This window comes from Bacillus sp. SG20033 (assembly GCF_044570195.1).
In the GTDB taxonomy this organism is placed as follows: domain Bacteria; phylum Bacillota; class Bacilli; order Bacillales; family Bacillaceae; genus Bacillus; species Bacillus subtilis.
The window spans coordinates 1,385,093-1,402,384 of record NZ_CP172606.1 but is presented as its reverse complement, the minus strand read 5'-3'; the positions used below and the strand labels follow the sequence as shown (position 1 = coordinate 1,402,384).

The following is a 17,292-nucleotide window of genomic DNA, read 5'->3' as shown; positions in this document are numbered from 1 at the left end:
CTCCTCCTTTACAGCTTCTTCAGCCACTGGCGCAGTTTGCTTTCCAGCGATTTTTCAAACAGCTGTTCATATAAAAGCAGTGCATGATCCCAGTAGCCCGTGCCCGGTATCCATTTTCTCTTGAGCGCCATTCCCGTTGAAGCCGCTGGATCATAAATAAACCGTGAGCCTTGAAAACGCCCCGGCACCCATCTCACATCTTGTTTTGACGTCCAATGGCCGTCATTAAGAAATGAGGCGTAATCAAGCTGTGTTCCCACCTCAAGCGAAAGCCCGCCGCTTTGCACAATCCAGAGATTGTCCTCTGCGCCTTTCTCAAAGGAACTGAGCAGTTTTTCTGTATCAATCGTTTGTGTGCTGATGAGTTCAGATTGGACGATCTCCAGAAAATCTTGCCCGCACTCCTCAAGCCACCGGGACGCCTGTCTGGAAAAACCGCCTGAAGCCGCTTCTTTTAATGCCGTGTTCAGCTGTTTCAATCCCGCTATTTTCATAGGCTTTCATCCCTGACTGCGACGACCTCCCAATGATGATGTCTGATCCTTTTCGGCAGCTTTAGTATATATTTATGATTCTCCCAAATGATTTTATCGTTCACGCGGATGTCCGCTGACAACGGAAAATGGACGAGAAAGCTATGATATACAGTTTGATCCGGCTCCTCCTGAATCAGCTGCTGCGTTTTTTCGGTAAAATAACAAGGGACATCTTGATCATCGGGTGTCTCCGGATATGAAATCACCGGCTGCAGCCTGTCTGCCGGAATCCCAAATCGGCCTGCAGACGGCGCTTGCGCTGCTTCATGATAAATGTCGCAACGGTGAATGAGCATCTGCTTGTAGCTCATAAAGATCTCACCTTCAGTCTGGAGGATTCAGGGACGTAGCCCGGCTTGATAAACTCTTCGAGCAAATGATACACCTCAGGCCGCTGAATCCCGCCTTCTCCGGAAACCGTGTAGGAATAATCCCCCATTTTCTCAGACTGATAGCTTGATGAGGCAGATTCATCGCTGTTGACAAGCGCAAAATACTGGGCAAGCTTCAGTAAAGCCAGCTTCACCTTGCCGGGCAGCGGATCATACAAGCTGTCTTCAAAGCGGTGGCCCGTGATGAGAGCCGCTTCTGCTTCCGCCTCGATGATATCCTGCGCCAGCAGCTCTTCCGGCCTGTTTTTCACCCGATCATAGACCGAATAGGAGGCTACGTCAGTCGGTTCAATGAGCATGAGCTGACCACCTCGTTTCTATTATTCTTTTACGTTAATTAATTTCGCGCAGGCATCCTCTTCCTCGAACTTGCTGTCCAGCTTGGCCGTTAAGACAATAATGAATTTACGGGAGCGGATGTCTTTGTCGACTTCAATTCGGATATTGCGGGAGAAGCCGAGAATGATATTTTTCGGATGTGTGAGAATGATATCAGAAGCGTCATATTGCGCGTCTCCCTCACCGACTGTGTACGGCTGAATATTGGATACCCCTTTGACCGGTACGCCGAATGCTGTTGACAAGCCGCCCTGAACAGCCTGGTCCCCGAGGTTTGTCTGGCGGTCTGCCACGCGGTCCTTCCATTCAACTTCTAAGCCATGAGACGTATAGAATCTGAATTCCTGAGGGATGCGCAAATATTTTGGTGGAACAGCCTTTAAGCCTTTCTTGAATGTCGCTCTGGACAGTTCTTCACCGTTCATGTCAACGATATGGGAAACTGCCTGTTTGCGGATGCCGTCCAGCTGTGCCAGATACGGATCAGCTGATGCTGTATCACCGTTAACGATCAGCTCTTCAATATCAACTGCTGCGCGCTCTGCTAAAATTTGCATGATCGTCTGCTGCAGGCCGTCTTTTTCAATATTGTTTTCAAGTGTGTCATACGTAATGTTAATTTCCGCAATGACTTCCTTCGTGTTCAGCTGGACCGTGCTTGTCGTTGGAACTGTCAGCTCGTCGTTTGACAGTGCTTTTCCTTCTTGCGCAGCCCGCAGAATACGCTGGCCGAAGCCGATTTTTTCAAATTTTTGCGAATCGTTTTCCATTTGAATTACGCGGGATTCACTGAAAATGGTCGGCGTGTTTTGCACCATGCGGATAAAAGCCGATGCTTGCGCAGGGTTCATAAGCCCGCCGCTTTTTAAAGCAGAAAGCGACATTTCCGCTTTCCGAATGATCTCTTGATTTCTCAATTGATTTCCTCCTCCTTGACTGGTTTTACAGCAGTCCGCTCCAGATTGATTTTTTGACTTGCTCTGTATTGCCGCCCGTATCGTCCGCTGTCTGCTTAGACGCGCCTCGCGCTTTTTCCAAAGCCTCGATGCGTTCGATCAGCGGGGCAAGCATGTCTTCAACGAGCTTTTTCAGACGCTCGTCATCACCCGTCTGCTCCGGCTTTTCCTCCGTATCTGTGTTTTTTTCAATCCGCTCAAGCCGTTTGAGCAGAGGGTAAAGCGCATGCTCGAATGATTCTTTCATGTCTTCTTTTCTCATTTCTTCAGTCTCCTTCCCTGTTTTGTCAGCAAGCATTTGCTTGAATACACTAAAGAACCCTGCTTTTTCGACCGGTTCTTCTTCATACACATCTGCAGTGCCAGCCATGCTGTAGCCGGTGATAATTCCAGCCTTAATCTGTTCCCACACCTCGTCAGACGCTCTTGTCACGAGTACCCATGAGCCCTTTGTAATCCGCTTTGACCCGATCATAAAATCATCGGGCGCCACATAGGACTCGACCACGACGCCGGTTCCGCCCTCAAAGCTGTGATTGATATCAATCTCCCGTGCCTCCGCGAGAAAACCGTGCGCCGCTTTTTCAATTTCCTCGGCGGTCATAAAATCGCCGTGGGCATCAGGAACATCAGGCTCATACACGATTCCGTACACGAGCTTTTGTTCATCCTGCTCACTTTTTGTAAACAGCCGAACCTTTTTTTCAAATGACGGAGGTTCGGCTGACTTCGTAAAGAAAAATTCTGTCTGGTTAGCCGCCTTGTCCACATAACTGACAAAGCTGATTTTGGCATTTCTTAATTCTCGCGCCACCTGCTTGATTCACCTCCCTTCAGGACGTTTTGATATCTTCGATGCTTTCTTTCAACTCCTGCATGAGCGCAGTCAGGTTTGTCTTTTCCGCATCCTGTCCTGCAGGCCGTTTATAAATGTCCTCCGGCCACTCCTCCAGTGTTTTGCCAAGCACCCGTCCGGCAAGGTCGCGTAAATCATTCGGCGAGACTGCTCCTGCTGTAATAAAAGGACCGAGCACCTTTGCAATCTCAAGCGGATCACGAAAGTCTGGTCCTTTTAATGTCAGCCTGACGTCATGGATATTCAGCTCCGGCAAAAGCAGCGTATTCAGTTTATTCACGAGCGTTTTTCGCTCCGGCTGAAAAACCTGCTCCTCCGTAATTTTTCTAGCAGTATCAGCTGTCGCCCGGTTGTATTCCTGGGCCTCGCCTGTATACAGCGGCGGGAGACGGAACGCGGAACGCAGCTTATTTCTGCTTTTTTCATCGTATTCAAGAAACAGGGCGTCGTTTTGGAGAATTTCAGCCAAGGATTTGATTTCCACGGAAACCGGCGTAATATCCTCGCCTCCGTGGAGATCCTTTTCTTTTGCGATTCCTTCCGCTTCGATCAGGAGAAATTTATGGGCGTTTTCCACGCCTTCAAGATCATTCATGTATTCCTGCAGCTCCCGGTAAGAAGCTTCAGACAGCATCCCGTTTTCCACTGTAATCGCAGCGGGGACGTGACGTCCCTGCTTAAAATACATAAAATTGAGCTCTTCTGCTTTTCGGGCCCCGTATAAATTGACAATATTGCCGATCCAGCGGGGTACACCGTATACGCCGCTTCCGATTTTGAGGTGAATGGCTTCATTTGCTTGATACTTCTCTGCCAATGTGTTTACATATTCACCTGTGCGAATATCCATTTTTCGCGGATCGCCGTATTCTTTAAAAAATACTTTCTTTCCATTGATCATCTGCACATATTTTCGGAAGCGTTTTTGCCTTTTGATCCTTTTCATTTTCCCGTTTTCTTCATATACGAATGAAACCTCTACAGGCTCGCCTGCTCCGCATACACGCATATATTTCACATCTAAATATTCGATGCCGGCAGGTTTTCCCGCCCCGTCGCGAAGCACTTCCATAAATCCGTTGCCTGTTTTTTCTCTGTCTTCGATGGCATAGCCTAAAATCATTTCAGCTGATTCATCAAAGTGAAGACATTTATAAAAGGCTTCGAGTCTGGCCCAGTCTTTTTCCGCTCTTTTCTTTTTTGCCTGATCGACATCACTTGCGTTGACATCAAATGTGTACTCAACATCGAATCCAAAGCCTGTAATATTCACTCTGTACGCATCAATGCATTGCTGAAGAATAGTCGAGTATTCGGCAATGGTTTTGAGCTCGATGATATTGTAGGGCGGAGCGATAATGTCCTCTCCGTACAGCTCAGAAAAGTCATCTTCATAGATTTGCTTTGTTTGTGGAGCCGCGGCATTGGCTTTAAATACAGTTGCTCTGACTGTTTGATTGTGCATGATTTATGACCTCCTCCTTTCTCTGTTCGGCCGGATTCGTTTGTGTGCTGTCTCTTTCATATCAGCAACCTCATAATCATCAAGCGCATACCAAATGGCAGAAAGCGTATGCGGGTCAATCGTGAATTCATCCTCAATCAGAGCTCCGTTTTTATCTTTGGCATACGTAAGTGTCTTGAGCTCATAGATGACATTTTCACAGCGGTCCGAACAGAAGATTTTTTTGAACCGTTTTACCTTTTTGGTATATTGAAGCCTGGAGCCGGGAAACTTTCTGGCTCCAACCATCCGAAAGCCCTGCTGGCGGAAATATTGAATGCTTTTCGGCTCAGCCGAGTCGGCTTTGATCAATTCCTGTGTCTCAATAAACTCACGCAGCTCATCAGCCGTCCTGTCATCTGTCATTTTGTTTTGATAATACTCCCAATAAATGTAGAGGTATTTTTTCTCAGGATCTACAGCAAGCCGGACGACGGCATTATAGGATTCCTCGAATCCAAAATCCATGCCTGTACGAAAGATTGGCTTGCTGATGGCTGCGATACATTTTTTTACTTGATCATGCGGGAGTACCTCAAACTGCGGCAGCACCCTGATCCCGTTGACGCCGAATCGTCCTTTGCGGGCAATCCGGTACAGGTCGGGATCATACTCTTTGAGTCCGTCAAGCTGTTTCAGATAGCTTTCCGGGAGAAAAAGATTGTCGTTAGCGGTGGAATGATGGTAATACGTATCTCCCTTCACAATCGTCCGCTTTTCGTAAAGTTCGCTGTCATCCAGCACAAACCGTTTCTTGCGTTCATCCCGAAAAAAGTGCCTATACGTCCAATTGGAGGTGCCGACGGGATTGGTGGTACAGATCATATGAAGCTTCAGCTCAGGATGGCGAAGACGTCCGATTAATTCCTTGAACCCCTCATACTTCACCTCTGAGCACTCTTCAATCCATATTAATGAAATGTTATGAACCGATTTTAATTTTGCCGGATTGTCCATTCCTTTGAACATGATCCGGCTGCCATTGTGAAATCGCAGCTGCAGCGGGGAAGAAAGAGATGCCACAGCCTTTGTGAGACCGAGCTCTTCGATCACCTCTTGAAACAAGGCGAAGGTCGAATCCCGATGGGTATCGAACACCTCCCGGATCACAAGGGCCGTCCGTTTTTCCTTCAGCAGCTTTAGCACGATTTTCAATGCGGTATGATAGCTTTTGGATGAGCCGTAACCGCCGACGAGAAATTGGTACGTCTGCTCCCAATTGAACACGTAATCTTCGAAATGAGGATTGATTTCTTTTACAATCATGACTTGCGCTCTTTTCGTTTGATCATAATTTCAATCGGCTCCTGGCTGTCATCTGTTTTCTCCGCTTTTTGTTTGGCAAGCTTCAATTTCTCATTTTCAATTTTTTGTTTAAATTGATCTGGAAACAAATCAAAATATAAGGACAGCTTCTCAAGCGCCTTCATTTTATCTGCAAGCTTGATGGCAATGCCTTCTTTGCCAAGCTTTGCTTCCGTCACAATGGTGCCGTCCACGAGCCCGGAGTCTTTGACATCGACAAAGCTGATTTCCTTCATAATCGGGTTATCATCTTCATCAAACAGCGGACCCGATTTCCCGACAGCCTGAACCTCTTTTTTTCCGAAGGTCACATAGTCCGTAATATCCGCAAACGCGATCTTGATATAAACCTGCAGCACGTCCATCGCTTCAATAAACATTTCATTGACCATTTCTTTTTTAATGCGTTTGATTTCAGCAGCAACCTTTTCGTTTTTTAAGAGCCGGCTGCCCGTCACATGAGCGCTGTCCGGAGAATAGCCCGCTTTGATTGCTGACTGTGTGGCATTGAAGCTTTTGACGTAATACAGGCAAAACAGCCGCTGGCGTTCATTTAATTCATCGTTGTCTATAGGGCGCTGTTTTTGTTCGTTTTTGGACGCAGAAAACAGGGCCTCTTTCCATTTGTCTTGTTTTTTCCAGATGCCGATTGTTTTCGCGGAAACACCGATTGTGTCCGCAATCGCCCGATTTGTGATCTTTCCTTGATGTTGTTGATAGATTGCTAATGCTTGTTCGCGCTGTTGTGTTTTCATGCTACGGCATCACCGCCACCTCCAGCATGGTTGTTTATTCATAAAAGCGGCTGATCATGCCAGCCGCTTATGTGTCATGCTCTATTCACTTATAGGTGGCAAACGTATGACAAGCTTTCAGGCAAGTGATCGATTCATTTCTTCCTGCTGTCTTTGCATCTTTAAACTCGCCCGTTTAATCGTCGTTTGCACTGTCGATTTTTTTACGCCGAGAAGATCGGCGATCCGTTCATAAGAAAAACATTCTACCTTATGCAGCAAAAACATTTCCTTTTCTCTGTCCGTTAACAGGGCTAATGCTTCTCGAATTCTCTCTCTGTCTTCTTCTGATACCTGTCCGTCCGGCTCAAACATCATAGCGCTGGAAAATGATTCGATGATTCTCGGGTCTTTGATCATCAGCCGCTGGTAGGCATCACGCCGGTCAATCGCCCGTCTGATGCCGGGCTGCCTTCCTTTTTCAAGCCATTCTGTTACATATTCAAGATCAGTAATCATATTTCTGATGATTTTTTTATCCTTCAGCTCTTCAGCTGAGAGCACGGATTCATCTGCCTCAGCGAGCGGTTTATATTGTATTCTTGTTTGTTTGAGCGTGCGTTTATATTCAAATAGTAAGTCTTGCATTCTATGATCCTCCTTATTTTTGGCAAATAAAAAACGGACACCAATCAACGCACAAATGCTGTGCAGTTGATCAGTGTCCGCAGGCTTTCCGTCTTGGACGTATTCTGTTTTCGCTTTAATTTAATTTGTAGCCGATTTCAAATTCCACTCGGGCAAGGTCGCCCTTTCTTGTTTCGACGAGCGTTTTTCCATGCTCGGGCGCTTCTGTGATCCATGCTTCTTGCTTGATGCCATCCACAATAATGACACGGATTTTCCCTTCCTCCAGCTGGCTCTTAAGCGTGATGGAATCGATATGCAGCAGTTTTTTAGGATGAATCATGTTTCTTTTCCTCCCCTTTTCGGTGCAGCGCTTGCTTCAGCTTTTTCTAATAGCTGAATGATGCGCTCCTTTGAATGAACAGAATTCCCTTTCAGAAAATCAAGTGCTGCTTTAGACGCTTCCAGCAATTCAGGCGCAGCGGCCATCAAAGCGGCATTGCTTTTTTGCGAATAAGAGCTGAGGTCAAATACAGCTGCAATCAGCCGCCCGTTTGAGAACGGAAATCTTTCTTTTTCTTCTTCACTGTAAGCTGAATAAATATAGATCGGTTTCGTATCCCCGCACGGGACAGCACGCCACGGCGCAGGGCTTTTCTCTGCCTGTTTTGTCTTTGCCAACACTTTCACTTCCCGTCGTCCTTATACCATTGTTCAATGTTTTTTTCTGTTCGCTTTGCCCGAAACAGCAAAGCGATTAGTGCAGTCAGCTGTTTAATCATAGATATTCAGCCTCGTTTTTCCCGCTGTCAGCATTTGCTCCAGCTTTTGAATGACAGGCGTTAAGTCAGTGCCGGACCGGCAGTTCGGACATGGATGAAAAACGACTCCAATACCGGTATGTTCCACAATGACTTTCTTTGTTTGACAAAGCTTACACATTATCTGACGCCCTCCAATCTATGGTTAAGCTCGTAGGCTGCTCCTTTGATAATCACTAAATAGTCACTGCACATCTCATAGATTCTCGTGCCGAGCGCTTCATCGACCCGTACAAGTCCTTCAATTGTCAGCTCGCTCGAAAGCAAAATCGGTTTATGATTTAAGTAGCGATAATTGAGTACCGAATACATTTGCTCTAATTGCCAATCTGTAGCGCGGGGTTTGCCGTTAACCGGTTTAAACAGGTCATCTATGAACAGCACATCCGCCTGCTTCATCCGGTTCAGCTTCGCTTCTAATAGGGCAAAATCATTTTTCAGATCAGTAAAGCCTTCCACGAACGGAAAATAAATGACAGGCACATAGCATGTTCTCATTAATTCGTTGGCAGCGGCAGTCAAAAGGTGTGTTTTCCCTGATCCGGGCTGTCCTAAAAGGGCAATGCTGTTTTTTCGGCAATCCTTGATTTGTTCATAATCGGCAACATACTCTTTTGTACACTCAAATGCGTCTTTTATGGCCTGCGGCTTTCCCTCCGTGCGGAATTCCTTGAAGCCGAGCTGTCTGAAAGCGTGGGTAATCTCACTTGCACCCAGCAGCCGCTTCACTTTCCGTTCTGCCATGCAGCTGCACATCGTCCAGACTTCCAGGCCATTCTGCCTGACGAGATAACCTCCCTGATCCTTGCAGCGCAGGCAATCATACCTGCTTGCGTCTGATTCGGCCGGTTTGTCCGCCAGTAATGGACGTCTCCCTCTTCTCAGCTCGTCCAAAATCTGTTCGATTGTTCGTTTTGTCATGTTTTTTCATCCTCTCATGCTGAATTGCGGCATTCTTTTTGGCTTGCTGCGCGAAAAATCTGTCTTCAATGAATTTCGAGCAGTAGCGAAAAGCCTTAATTGTTTCAGAAGCGGCGGTCCGCCGGTTTTCAAAAGCCTGAAAGCATTCTTCAAGCCATTTGATTGTTTGCATGACAGGAACGCCGATGGCAACAATGCGGGCGATGGCTTGATAATCTCTTGAGGAAGGATACACGGTGCGGCCTTCTTGAGCCGACCGTAATTGTGTAAACCGCTTCGCAATGTGATCCACTGCATCATTAGCAGCAGTATATTTGTTTGTTTTATCTATATCTGTACGGTCGTTTGTGTCCGGTGTCTGCGGCGAAAATGGCCGTTCTTTTAGACTCCCGTGTACAGTATTGTCCGATCTGAAGCTGAATTTTTTGGAATGCTTGACCGAAATCATCAGTCCGTATGGCGCACGGACGGCCTTTATGTAATCATGGTTTTCGAGAAGCTCCAGCCATCTTCTGACGGTTTTTTCACTTACGCCGAAGACTGCCGCCATTTCTCTCGCTTTTAACGGCTTATGGCCGAGTACGATGCCCCAGCTTACCCCGTCTTTTTCGATTTCTTTTGTTGTTGAGCTGATAAACCAGAGAAACAGCCATAGCGCCGGGCCTATTTTGTCATAATGTTCTGAATTCAATAACCCTGAATACGTCGGAAAAGGATAGCTTTTATCGTTTTTCATTGTACGCCGCTTCTCCCTTTAACATCATGTATGCTTGAAACTGCTCTTGCGTTTCAAAGTGGAACACCGGAAGGCCGCATGCCGTAAACGAAATGGTGCCGCCGGATTGTCCGAGATGGCGCTGATCTATGGGATTTTCACTAAAAACGATTTGGATCGGATACATGTGATCACTCTCCTGATCTTTTTTTGATACATTTTGTATCGGATGTTACCAAGTATAAACGATACAAACTGTATCATCAAGTTATTTTTGATACTTTTTTTATCATAACTTTATTTTGATACATATTGTATCTATAATCATAAGTAACGTAGGGAGTTTAAAAAAGAGAGGTCATAGTATGATAGGCGGCAGATTGAAGAGTCTCAGAGGGAAAAGGACACAGGAAGAAATCGCATCACACATCGGTGTGTCACGGGCACGATATTCCCACTATGAAAATGGGCGAAGCGAACCTGATTACGACACACTCCAAAAGCTGGCTGATTACTTTCAAGTAACGACTGATTACTTATTAACGGGAAAAGACAAAAAATCCGATGACGATATGTTCTCAGATCCGGCCCTGCAGCTTGCATACCGCGATATGCAGGATTTTTCCCCAGAAAGCAAACAGCAGGCCATCGAATTTATCAACTATCTAAAAGAAAAAGAGAAAAACCGCAAACCGAAAAATAAATAAATCGTTCTCTGTTCTCTAAAACATATAAAAAGTAGACCGATATAAAGAAAAAAGTGTTTATTTTTTAAAGAAAAGGGAAAGATTTCTACACTACTTTCCAGTCCTATACGGGCTTTTCTTTCTCGCTAAAAACAGAACAAATGTTCGAAAGGGAGTATTCAATTGGGCGATTACTTATCACATCTGGAGGAATACGTTAAAAATTTATACGGCCGGCTGGGCATCACATCCCCTCATCACATTGACATGCTGAAAATCGCAAAGGATCTGGATATTTGGGTGCATTTTGAGGATATGGGGAGCATGATGGTGAAATACGACGGCATGTACAGTATCGTATTAAACCAAAAAAAGTCACGGGAAGAGCAATGGGAGGATTTTGGCCATGAGCTGTGCCACGTGTTAAAGCATGCAGGCAATCATTTTCAGATGAACAAGCTTTTCAGAGAGCTTCAGGAATTCCAGGCAAATCAATTTATGTACCACTTCTGTGTGCCAACCTTTATGCTGTTGCAGATGGAACTGCCGCAATGGAGAAGCCAGGCACTCGCCACAATTGCGGCGGTATTCCGGGTAACAAAGGAATTTGCTGATAAAAGGCTTGACATGTTTGAACGGCGTAAAGCAGGTATTCAATTTCAGAAGCGGCTCGCTTATTTACTATCCCACAAGCGGCCACATGCGTACGAGGAAGGCGATCAGCAGCACTTGCAGGTCGCTGAGGAAAAAGCGTTATATCATATTGGCAAAAACATCTGATCAAATACGGGCTAAGGATATATTCCTCAGCCCAGAAGAGAACCTAACATTTCGACATTGGGGGAACTGTATTATGCAGCCACATGGGCGCCGGTTTAAGATGAGGCGCAGATGCGAACGCAATCGGAGCCGGGATATACCTGAATTCACCCCGGCCGTCAAAGGCTTCCCCATGTGCCCATCTTCCTTGTGAGCTTTCATTCCCCCTGGAAAAGTTAAACAGGTCATAAGAGACTTCCTGCTTTTCGAGCTCACGCGGAAACGTCGTCGGGACGACAATATCCCGTTCTCTTTCCTCCAGCTCTTTAATGGCCGCGTACCACATATTTTGATGATAGGTATCCCTTGCAATCAAAAATGACAGCATATCTCTTACCCCTGGATCATCGGTCATGGCATAAAGCCGTGTCACCTGAAGGCGTCCTTGGGCCTCCGCATTTAAGTTAGCGCGAAAATCGGCCAGCAGGTTTCCGCTTGAGATAATGTATTTTGCATTCCACGGATAGCCCTCACTATCTGATGCCATCGCCCCCAATCCGGACACAATCGCGTGCTGAGGATTCATCCCTGACATGACTGCCGCAATAGCGGGATTGCTTTTATAAGCATCCTCCTGTACATCCGCGGGTGCATTGTCCAGAAGTCTGGAAATCATCGTTGCCAGCATTTCTACGTGCCCGATCTCTTCGGTCCCCACATCATATAACAAATCTTTATACTTAGCATCCGCCCTGCAGTTAAACCCTTGAAACAAATATTGCATCATGACGCTAATTTCACCGAATTGGCCGCCGAGCACCTCTTGAAGTTTTTTCGCATAAACCGGATCGGGATGAGCTGGCTTTGCTTGATATTGAAGCTCTTTTATATGATAAAACATGAATCATTCCTCCCCACACTTTCGCACAACCCCAGCATATGAAGGAATAGGCCGACCGTGCAGGTCCCGTCTAGTTTTATGTATAAAAGCCAAGCTTGACGGCTTCCACATATCGATCAAACAAATCGTTTTGTATGTAGCTTTTATCACGGCACCCAAAATTGCGGAATAGCGCGTTTCGCTGCGCCGTGCTTACCTCCAATTGCAGTCCCATTTCTCTTTTCGTCCGATTGACAATATTGTTTGGGTGTACACCTGCCAGGCGGTCTTTCTCATTAGTGAGCTCGGCGCTGAAACCCGCTTCATTCAGACGCTCACAAATGAGCTTGGCTTTTTTACGATCCGCCCCGCCGACCAATGTATGCGGGATTTTCGGATCATAATACCCGTGAAACGCTAATGCGTAATGGTGGTCATTCACTTTTTCTAAAGCCAGCGGCTCATCAAAACGAATGCTGGTGAGATGCAAGGAACGGTTGTTTCGCTGCTTTAGACCCTCAAACAAATAGATGGAACATCGATCCGAAAATGCCCGCACCAGTTCACTGACGCCAGGCTCAATTCTGCCGCCGTGAGGACCGAGGACGATAAGCTCACTTCCGTTTTTCTCCTCATAAATAATCCGGTACTCCGACTCAGAAGCAGAAAGGGCCGCAAAGCTGTCATACATATCTTCCATTTTGAACGCCCCCTTTACCAGTCAGCACAAGTTTACTCTACTCATCTATGAATGAAAACCTTTTTTATAGTATGATTTGATAGAATACGCAGAGGAGGTATATGATGGGGTTTATTGATGGATTACTCGGCAATGCGTCAACACTGTCAACGGCAGCTGTGAAAGAAGAGCTTGCCCACATTTTGCTGGAGAGTGAGAATGTTGAAGCCGCGTTTAAGCTGGTTCGCGATTTGATTGTCTTTACTGACAAGCGGCTTATCCTTGTAGATAAGCAGGGAATCACAGGCAAGAAAACGGAATTTCAATCGATTCCGTACAAAAGCATTTCCAGATTCAGCGTGGAAACGGCCGGCCGCTTTGATCTTGATTCAGAGCTGAAAATTTGGATCTCCGGCGCGGAACTTCCCGCCGTCTCAAAGCAGTTTAAAAAAGATGAAAGCATTTATGATATTCAAAAGGTGCTTGCCGCAGTTTGTATGTAAGGTGAAAAGACGGAAGCTTCACAGCTTCCGTCTTTTCATTTACAGCTTTTCCTCCATCTTCGCTTTCGTTTTCGGACCGTAAATCCCATCAGCCGTTAAACCGCTGACAGACTGAAAACGTTTCACTGCATTAGCTGTTTTCGGTCCATAAACGCCGTCAACGCCGTGATTTTTCGCTCCTTTATCAGGATAAAAATAAAGAGCGGCTAAAGCGGTCTGCACCTGCTTTACTTTTGTCCCTTTCGTCAGCGGACTTGTCACTTTGATCACGCCGGATGGGAGCGGATATGAGGATGCGGCATGGCTTTTAGAAGCAGATGCCGTCTGAGGCAGTTTGATCACTTGTCCGACTTTAATGTAATTCGGGTCAGTAATATGATTGATGCTTTGCAGCGTTTTCACACTGACTCCGTGTGATGCGGCAATCCCTGACAATGTGTCGCCTTTTTTCACATGATATTCAGACGCTGAAGAAGAGACTGCAGCTTTTTTAGCTGATACACCCCCGTTTAATTCCTTTTCAATTGCCGCCTTCACTTGATCCCAGCGCCCCTCTGATAAAATGCGGTGCGGGCAATACTTTCCGTTCCAGTCCTGGTGCTTTCTCACCCGATCGATGCCCCAGCCGCGCTCCTTCAAAAGCTGTGCTACAAATGAAATCGCCAAGGCTTCAGCTGCCTCATACTTCGGGCCTCCCGATTTGCTGTAGCAAATCTCAACGCCAATTGATTTTCGGTTTCCCGGACCGTTTGTGCCGTCACCTGTGTGCCAGGCGTTTCGGTTAAGCGGCAGACCTTGAATCACCTCTTGATCATCGACCGCAAAATGAAAGCTTGTCGAGCTTGTGTTCCCGATCATATAGCTGATTTCATTGGCCGCTGACGCATCGTTTGCCGTGTTGTGAATGGTAATGTATTCAGCGGACATTTCATTAGGACACTTCAACGCGTATTTCGCCTCAGAAACCAAATTTTTCTTTACTGGAATGCTCACCTATCATCTCTCCTTTTCTTTTTTCATAAATAGGTGGCATTCGTAGGACGAAAAGCTCATATCATCTATCACCGCAATATGGATAAATGTGTTGAAGTTCACGGAGGGTCTGAATATGTATACATATTTAATGCTGACAATGAGAACGGAGAAATTTAATCAGGAGCATGTGGCTGGGCACTATGAATTTCTGAATCGTTTACAAGCAGAAAAACGTTTAAAAATGTTTGGTCCATTCAGCGACGCCACAGGCGGAGCGTATGTCATCGAAGCAGATTCACTGGAAGAGGCAGCGGAAATCGGGCATGCGGATCCGCTGGTGGCAAGTGGATCTTCTGAGCTGACGATAAAAGAATGGAAGCTGAAGAAATAAAAAAGACCCCTAAGGGTCTTTTTTATGCATCATGTTTGATTGCGTGCCGCAATATGAAATGTTTTCCCTTCTGTGTTTGCTGTTTCACCTGCATGAACCATCACCTGAGTAAAGCTGAACCCGACCGCAACGAGCAACAAACCTGACATCCATTTAGATTTCATATAAACAATCTCCTCTCTGGATTTGTTTTTGTGCGTGCACCATTTTCTCATAAAATGAAAGTGCTTTTTCGGGCTGTCCGTTTTCTATATAGAATTGGGCAGCATCATGCGCCAGCTCTTCAATATAAGGATACAGCATATGTTCTTCAAGAAATTGAAAGGTGTGTGAGACCGATTCTGTGTCAATGTTTTTTCCGTATAACGCATGTAAAAATTGAAAAAGCTCCACAAATAATTCATCACTGTATTGACGGGCGATTTCCAATCCTTCACGATACTTTTTTTGCGCTTCGGCGTCATTTTTTTGTTTATACAGAACTTGTGTTAAAGAGTAGATAGAATGCGGAAGATTATCGAACTTTTCCGACTTGCAAATAGAAACAGATTTCTCAAAGTATTCGGCTGCCTTTTGCAGTTCACCCATTTTCTCATAGCAGTTTCCGAGATTATACAGGGCGGAACTGATCAGGCGGGGATTGCCTTCTTTCTTTGCAAGATCTAAAGCCAGTTCTAAGTGGGGCAATGCTCTTTCTGGATACTGCATATCATCATAATTACCTGCAATAACGAATTCACATTGGATTCTGCGGACGGTGTACGTTTCATACATTTGGTATGTTTCTAATGCCTGAACGGCGTAGCTCATCGAAACATAGGTTTGTTTTAAATTATAAAAAATCTCAGCCATTTTAAAAGCAAACTCGGCTTTCTCAATATCATCCGAGACGAGGGCAAGATTCTTTTCTGCCCGTTTATAGTACATCATGGCACTGACAAACATCTTCTGCTTAAATTCATACATTCCTCGAAAAAAATTAAAGTAATATTCGAGAAGCCCTGTCAGCTTGTACTGATTCCCTTCGATGTCTTCTAATAATTCTGAAAACTCTAGCTGCGACGTGTCCTCTCCAAAAGGCTTAATGTAATCCAGCATGACACGATGCCTGAACTCCATTAAAGAATAATACAGCAGCAAATCTTGGTCTTCTTCCATATCCTCAATTTCTCTTTCTACTTCGAGCTTGACCCGTTCGGCTTCAGCGACGTGGAACTGCCGGATATGAGTATACCATTCATTAATTTTAAGCCCGACATAAGAGGACGGAATCGTCTGCTTCATCCTCAATTAATCCCCCCTTTTGAATTACCCGAGATATGTCATATTTTATCATATTTACAAGAAAAAGAAGAACGCAAAATAACCGCAATTGTCGAATTTCGGCTAACCGCAACAAAAAAGCACGGGTTTTTCAAACACCCGTGCTTTCTTTTAGTGAAAACCGACTTTGTTTCTTTCCATCCAGCTTCCCCGCTGGCTTTTTCTTTGCTCTCCTGTCATGTCTTTCACCATGGTTTCAATATGGTGATTCCCTTCTTGGTGCCATTGAAGGGCTGAAGATACATATAATTCTCCCAGCTGTGCAAAGGAAAAGCCTTCTGTAAGTTTTGCGGCGTTTTTTATTTCTCCTTCACTCAAAAAGATGCCAAAGCCTCTCATTTTCATATATTCCAGCCGCAGCTCTTCATCCGGAAGCCCGATTTCATAGGCACGGTCAAATCGCCCTGCACGATTCATCAAACCTGGATCGATCTCTTCGGGATAGTTTGTCGTACCGATGAGAAATAGCCCCTCTTTTGATGTCGCGCCGTCCAGCGTATTGAGAAAAAAGGACCGCACATCTTCCGGCATCGAATCTATATCCTCGATAACCAGTACTGCAGGAGCGAGGCGTCTCGCTGCCTGAAAGACTTCTTCTATTGTCTCGCTCGACGTAAATTCAGTAATTTGCCAATAAGCAACAGGTGCATCGATACTGCCTGCGATCGACTTCACTAACGTCGTCTTTCCGTTTCCAGGAGGTCCATATAACAGAATGCCGCGCTTGTAAGGGATGTCATATGTTTGATAAAACGATTTATCACTATGAAAAAACTGATCAATTGATCTGTATATCTCCTTTTTCAATAGCGGATTCATGATGACTTGACTCCGCTGAACCTCTCTGACAATGGCTTCCTGCTCTCTTGAAGTCCCTCCATCTCCATCCGTAAACACGGTCACTTTCCGCTTGCTTTTTTCCCAAAGACGCGGTCTGACTCCCTCCAGAAATGCACGCATCTTTTCATCGTTAACCGCAAACAGACAATCAAAACTCATAATGCTCCCATCTTGAAAATATGGAATTCTGGCAAAAGCAACTCCCTTTTCGGGATACGCGTATACACTGTTTCTTATAGACTTATGGACGGTATAATCCGGTTCTTTCTCATCTTCATCGTAAGCAAAGGTTTTCTTTTCAAGCTTTTCAAATATATATGCCACATGCTCAGGCTCCAATGAACCGTTGCGGACATCTTCTACAAGAAGCTCCCAGTATTCCGTATTTGGATCATCACTGGCATAGAGCTCATAGAATACACCGTATTGATCATAAAGCGTTTCTTCAATCCGTGTGATAAGGTAACCGAAAGTGCCGTAGCCCGCCGCAGCTCTTTCATTCTCTTTTTCTTCGTACTGATAAATGAAAGGTATGTTAGTCATGTTTATA

25 protein-coding genes are annotated in these 17,292 nt (G+C 45.5%); 4 read left to right on the top strand and 21 right to left on the bottom strand.

The genetic code is table 11. The annotated features are described in order from the left end of the window. Positions 1-8: 8 nt before the first annotated feature. From ACFVP7_RS07480 to ACFVP7_RS07410, 15 genes are all read right to left on the bottom strand, one after another. On the bottom strand, positions 9-494 hold the full coding sequence (locus ACFVP7_RS07480; RefSeq protein ID WP_003245226.1) for an HK97 gp10 family phage protein: 486 nt from the start codon (positions 492-494) through the stop codon (positions 9-11). Beyond that, positions 491-847 (bottom strand): YqbH/XkdH family protein, encoded by a 357-nt coding sequence (locus tag ACFVP7_RS07475; protein WP_128747072.1) that lies wholly within the window; start codon positions 845-847, stop codon positions 491-493. The genes ACFVP7_RS07480 and ACFVP7_RS07475 overlap by 4 nt, the downstream gene beginning before the upstream one ends. Beyond that, positions 844-1,227, bottom strand: coding sequence for a DUF3199 family protein (locus ACFVP7_RS07470; protein ID WP_029946530.1), 384 nt, complete (start codon positions 1,225-1,227; stop codon positions 844-846). The genes ACFVP7_RS07475 and ACFVP7_RS07470 overlap by 4 nt, the downstream gene beginning before the upstream one ends. Before the next feature lie 21 nt (positions 1,228-1,248). Beyond that, complete coding sequence (locus tag ACFVP7_RS07465; protein WP_003232690.1) at positions 1,249-2,184, bottom strand: phage major capsid protein; 936 nt, start codon at positions 2,182-2,184, stop codon at positions 1,249-1,251. Positions 2,185-2,209: 25 nt separating this feature from the next. Next, the gene (locus tag ACFVP7_RS07460) at positions 2,210-3,037 is read right to left on the bottom strand and encodes an XkdF-like putative serine protease domain-containing protein (RefSeq protein WP_003245836.1); all 828 of its coding nucleotides are present in this window, start codon (positions 3,035-3,037) and stop codon (positions 2,210-2,212) included. Between the two features lie 19 nt (positions 3,038-3,056). Further along, positions 3,057-4,544 carry a phage portal protein gene (locus ACFVP7_RS07455; protein WP_032725514.1) on the bottom strand — a complete coding sequence of 496 codons (1,488 nt, stop codon included), beginning with the start codon at positions 4,542-4,544 and terminating at the stop codon, positions 3,057-3,059. Between the two features lie 3 nt (positions 4,545-4,547). Beyond that, positions 4,548-5,849, bottom strand: coding sequence for a PBSX family phage terminase large subunit (locus ACFVP7_RS07450; RefSeq protein ID WP_128737777.1), 1,302 nt, complete (start codon positions 5,847-5,849; stop codon positions 4,548-4,550). Next, on the bottom strand, positions 5,846-6,643 hold the full coding sequence (gene xtmA, locus ACFVP7_RS07445) for a phage terminase small subunit (RefSeq protein ID WP_128737776.1): 798 nt from the start codon (positions 6,641-6,643) through the stop codon (positions 5,846-5,848). Before xtmA ends, ACFVP7_RS07450 begins: the two co-directional genes overlap by 4 nt. Before the next feature lie 117 nt (positions 6,644-6,760). After that, positions 6,761-7,270 carry a sigma-70 family RNA polymerase sigma factor gene (locus tag ACFVP7_RS07440; protein WP_014479550.1) on the bottom strand — a complete coding sequence of 170 codons (510 nt, stop codon included), beginning with the start codon at positions 7,268-7,270 and terminating at the stop codon, positions 6,761-6,763. A gap of 115 nt (positions 7,271-7,385) precedes the next feature. Continuing rightward, positions 7,386-7,592: a phage-like element PBSX protein XtrA gene (xtrA, locus tag ACFVP7_RS07435; protein ID WP_014476537.1), complete on the bottom strand. Its 207-nt coding sequence runs from the start codon at positions 7,590-7,592 to the stop codon at positions 7,386-7,388. Next, positions 7,589-7,939 (bottom strand): phage-like element PBSX protein XkdD, encoded by a 351-nt coding sequence (xkdD, locus tag ACFVP7_RS07430; RefSeq protein ID WP_396583129.1) that lies wholly within the window; start codon positions 7,937-7,939, stop codon positions 7,589-7,591. The genes xtrA and xkdD overlap by 4 nt, the downstream gene beginning before the upstream one ends. A gap of 84 nt (positions 7,940-8,023) precedes the next feature. Continuing rightward, a complete protein-coding gene (locus ACFVP7_RS07425) occupies positions 8,024-8,191 on the bottom strand; it encodes a hypothetical protein (protein WP_032677395.1) in 168 nt (55 codons plus the stop codon). Beyond that, positions 8,191-8,991: an ATP-binding protein gene (locus ACFVP7_RS07420; RefSeq protein WP_010886492.1), complete on the bottom strand. Its 801-nt coding sequence runs from the start codon at positions 8,989-8,991 to the stop codon at positions 8,191-8,193. The genes ACFVP7_RS07425 and ACFVP7_RS07420 overlap by 1 nt, the downstream gene beginning before the upstream one ends. Continuing rightward, positions 8,891-9,727, bottom strand: coding sequence for a phage portal protein (locus ACFVP7_RS07415; protein ID WP_396583128.1), 837 nt, complete (start codon positions 9,725-9,727; stop codon positions 8,891-8,893). Before ACFVP7_RS07415 ends, ACFVP7_RS07420 begins: the two co-directional genes overlap by 101 nt. Next, positions 9,714-9,893 (bottom strand): hypothetical protein, encoded by a 180-nt coding sequence (locus ACFVP7_RS07410; RefSeq protein ID WP_003232712.1) that lies wholly within the window; start codon positions 9,891-9,893, stop codon positions 9,714-9,716. The genes ACFVP7_RS07415 and ACFVP7_RS07410 overlap by 14 nt, the downstream gene beginning before the upstream one ends. 178 nt (positions 9,894-10,071) lie before the next feature. Here ACFVP7_RS07410 and xre point away from each other — a divergent pair, with 178 nt between their 5' ends. Together xre and ACFVP7_RS07400 are read left to right on the top strand one after the other, a co-directional pair. Beyond that, positions 10,072-10,413, top strand: a complete 342-nt coding sequence (gene xre, locus ACFVP7_RS07405) for an HTH-type transcriptional regulator Xre (RefSeq protein WP_396583127.1) — start codon at positions 10,072-10,074, stop codon at positions 10,411-10,413. A 162-nt stretch (positions 10,414-10,575) separates the two neighbouring features. Next, positions 10,576-11,172 carry an ImmA/IrrE family metallo-endopeptidase gene (locus tag ACFVP7_RS07400; RefSeq protein WP_015715727.1) on the top strand — a complete coding sequence of 199 codons (597 nt, stop codon included), beginning with the start codon at positions 10,576-10,578 and terminating at the stop codon, positions 11,170-11,172. Between the two features lie 43 nt (positions 11,173-11,215). On the opposite strand, the gene ACFVP7_RS07395 is transcribed toward ACFVP7_RS07400, so the two are convergent. After that, complete coding sequence (locus ACFVP7_RS07395) at positions 11,216-12,052, bottom strand: manganese catalase family protein (RefSeq protein WP_396583126.1); 837 nt, start codon at positions 12,050-12,052, stop codon at positions 11,216-11,218. Between the two features lie 76 nt (positions 12,053-12,128). Further along, positions 12,129-12,731 (bottom strand): poly-gamma-glutamate hydrolase family protein, encoded by a 603-nt coding sequence (locus tag ACFVP7_RS07390; RefSeq protein WP_003244789.1) that lies wholly within the window; start codon positions 12,729-12,731, stop codon positions 12,129-12,131. A gap of 104 nt (positions 12,732-12,835) precedes the next feature. Between ACFVP7_RS07390 and ACFVP7_RS07385 the strand changes: the two genes are divergently transcribed. Then, positions 12,836-13,213 (top strand): PH domain-containing protein, encoded by a 378-nt coding sequence (locus ACFVP7_RS07385; protein ID WP_047182479.1) that lies wholly within the window; start codon positions 12,836-12,838, stop codon positions 13,211-13,213. Positions 13,214-13,252: 39 nt separating this feature from the next. On the opposite strand, the gene ACFVP7_RS07380 is transcribed toward ACFVP7_RS07385, so the two are convergent. Then, positions 13,253-14,206 (bottom strand): N-acetylmuramoyl-L-alanine amidase, encoded by a 954-nt coding sequence (locus tag ACFVP7_RS07380; protein ID WP_396583125.1) that lies wholly within the window; start codon positions 14,204-14,206, stop codon positions 13,253-13,255. A 115-nt stretch (positions 14,207-14,321) separates the two neighbouring features. On the opposite strand from ACFVP7_RS07380, the gene ACFVP7_RS07375 reads away from it, so the two are divergent. Beyond that, a complete protein-coding gene (locus tag ACFVP7_RS07375) occupies positions 14,322-14,579 on the top strand; it encodes a YciI family protein (protein WP_101502026.1) in 258 nt (85 codons plus the stop codon). Between the two features lie 29 nt (positions 14,580-14,608). Here the strand turns inward: ACFVP7_RS07375 and phrA are convergent, their stop codons facing one another. The 3 genes from phrA to yjoB form a co-directional block, all read right to left on the bottom strand. Beyond that, positions 14,609-14,743 carry a phosphatase RapA inhibitor PhrA gene (gene phrA / locus ACFVP7_RS07370; RefSeq protein WP_003245487.1) on the bottom strand — a complete coding sequence of 45 codons (135 nt, stop codon included), beginning with the start codon at positions 14,741-14,743 and terminating at the stop codon, positions 14,609-14,611. After that, complete coding sequence (gene rapA, locus ACFVP7_RS07365; RefSeq protein ID WP_015252291.1) at positions 14,733-15,869, bottom strand: response regulator aspartate phosphatase RapA; 1,137 nt, start codon at positions 15,867-15,869, stop codon at positions 14,733-14,735. Before rapA ends, phrA begins: the two co-directional genes overlap by 11 nt. Before the next feature lie 144 nt (positions 15,870-16,013). Further along, positions 16,014-17,285, bottom strand: coding sequence for an ATPase YjoB (yjoB, locus tag ACFVP7_RS07360; protein ID WP_396583124.1), 1,272 nt, complete (start codon positions 17,283-17,285; stop codon positions 16,014-16,016). Positions 17,286-17,292: the final 7 nt, after the last annotated feature.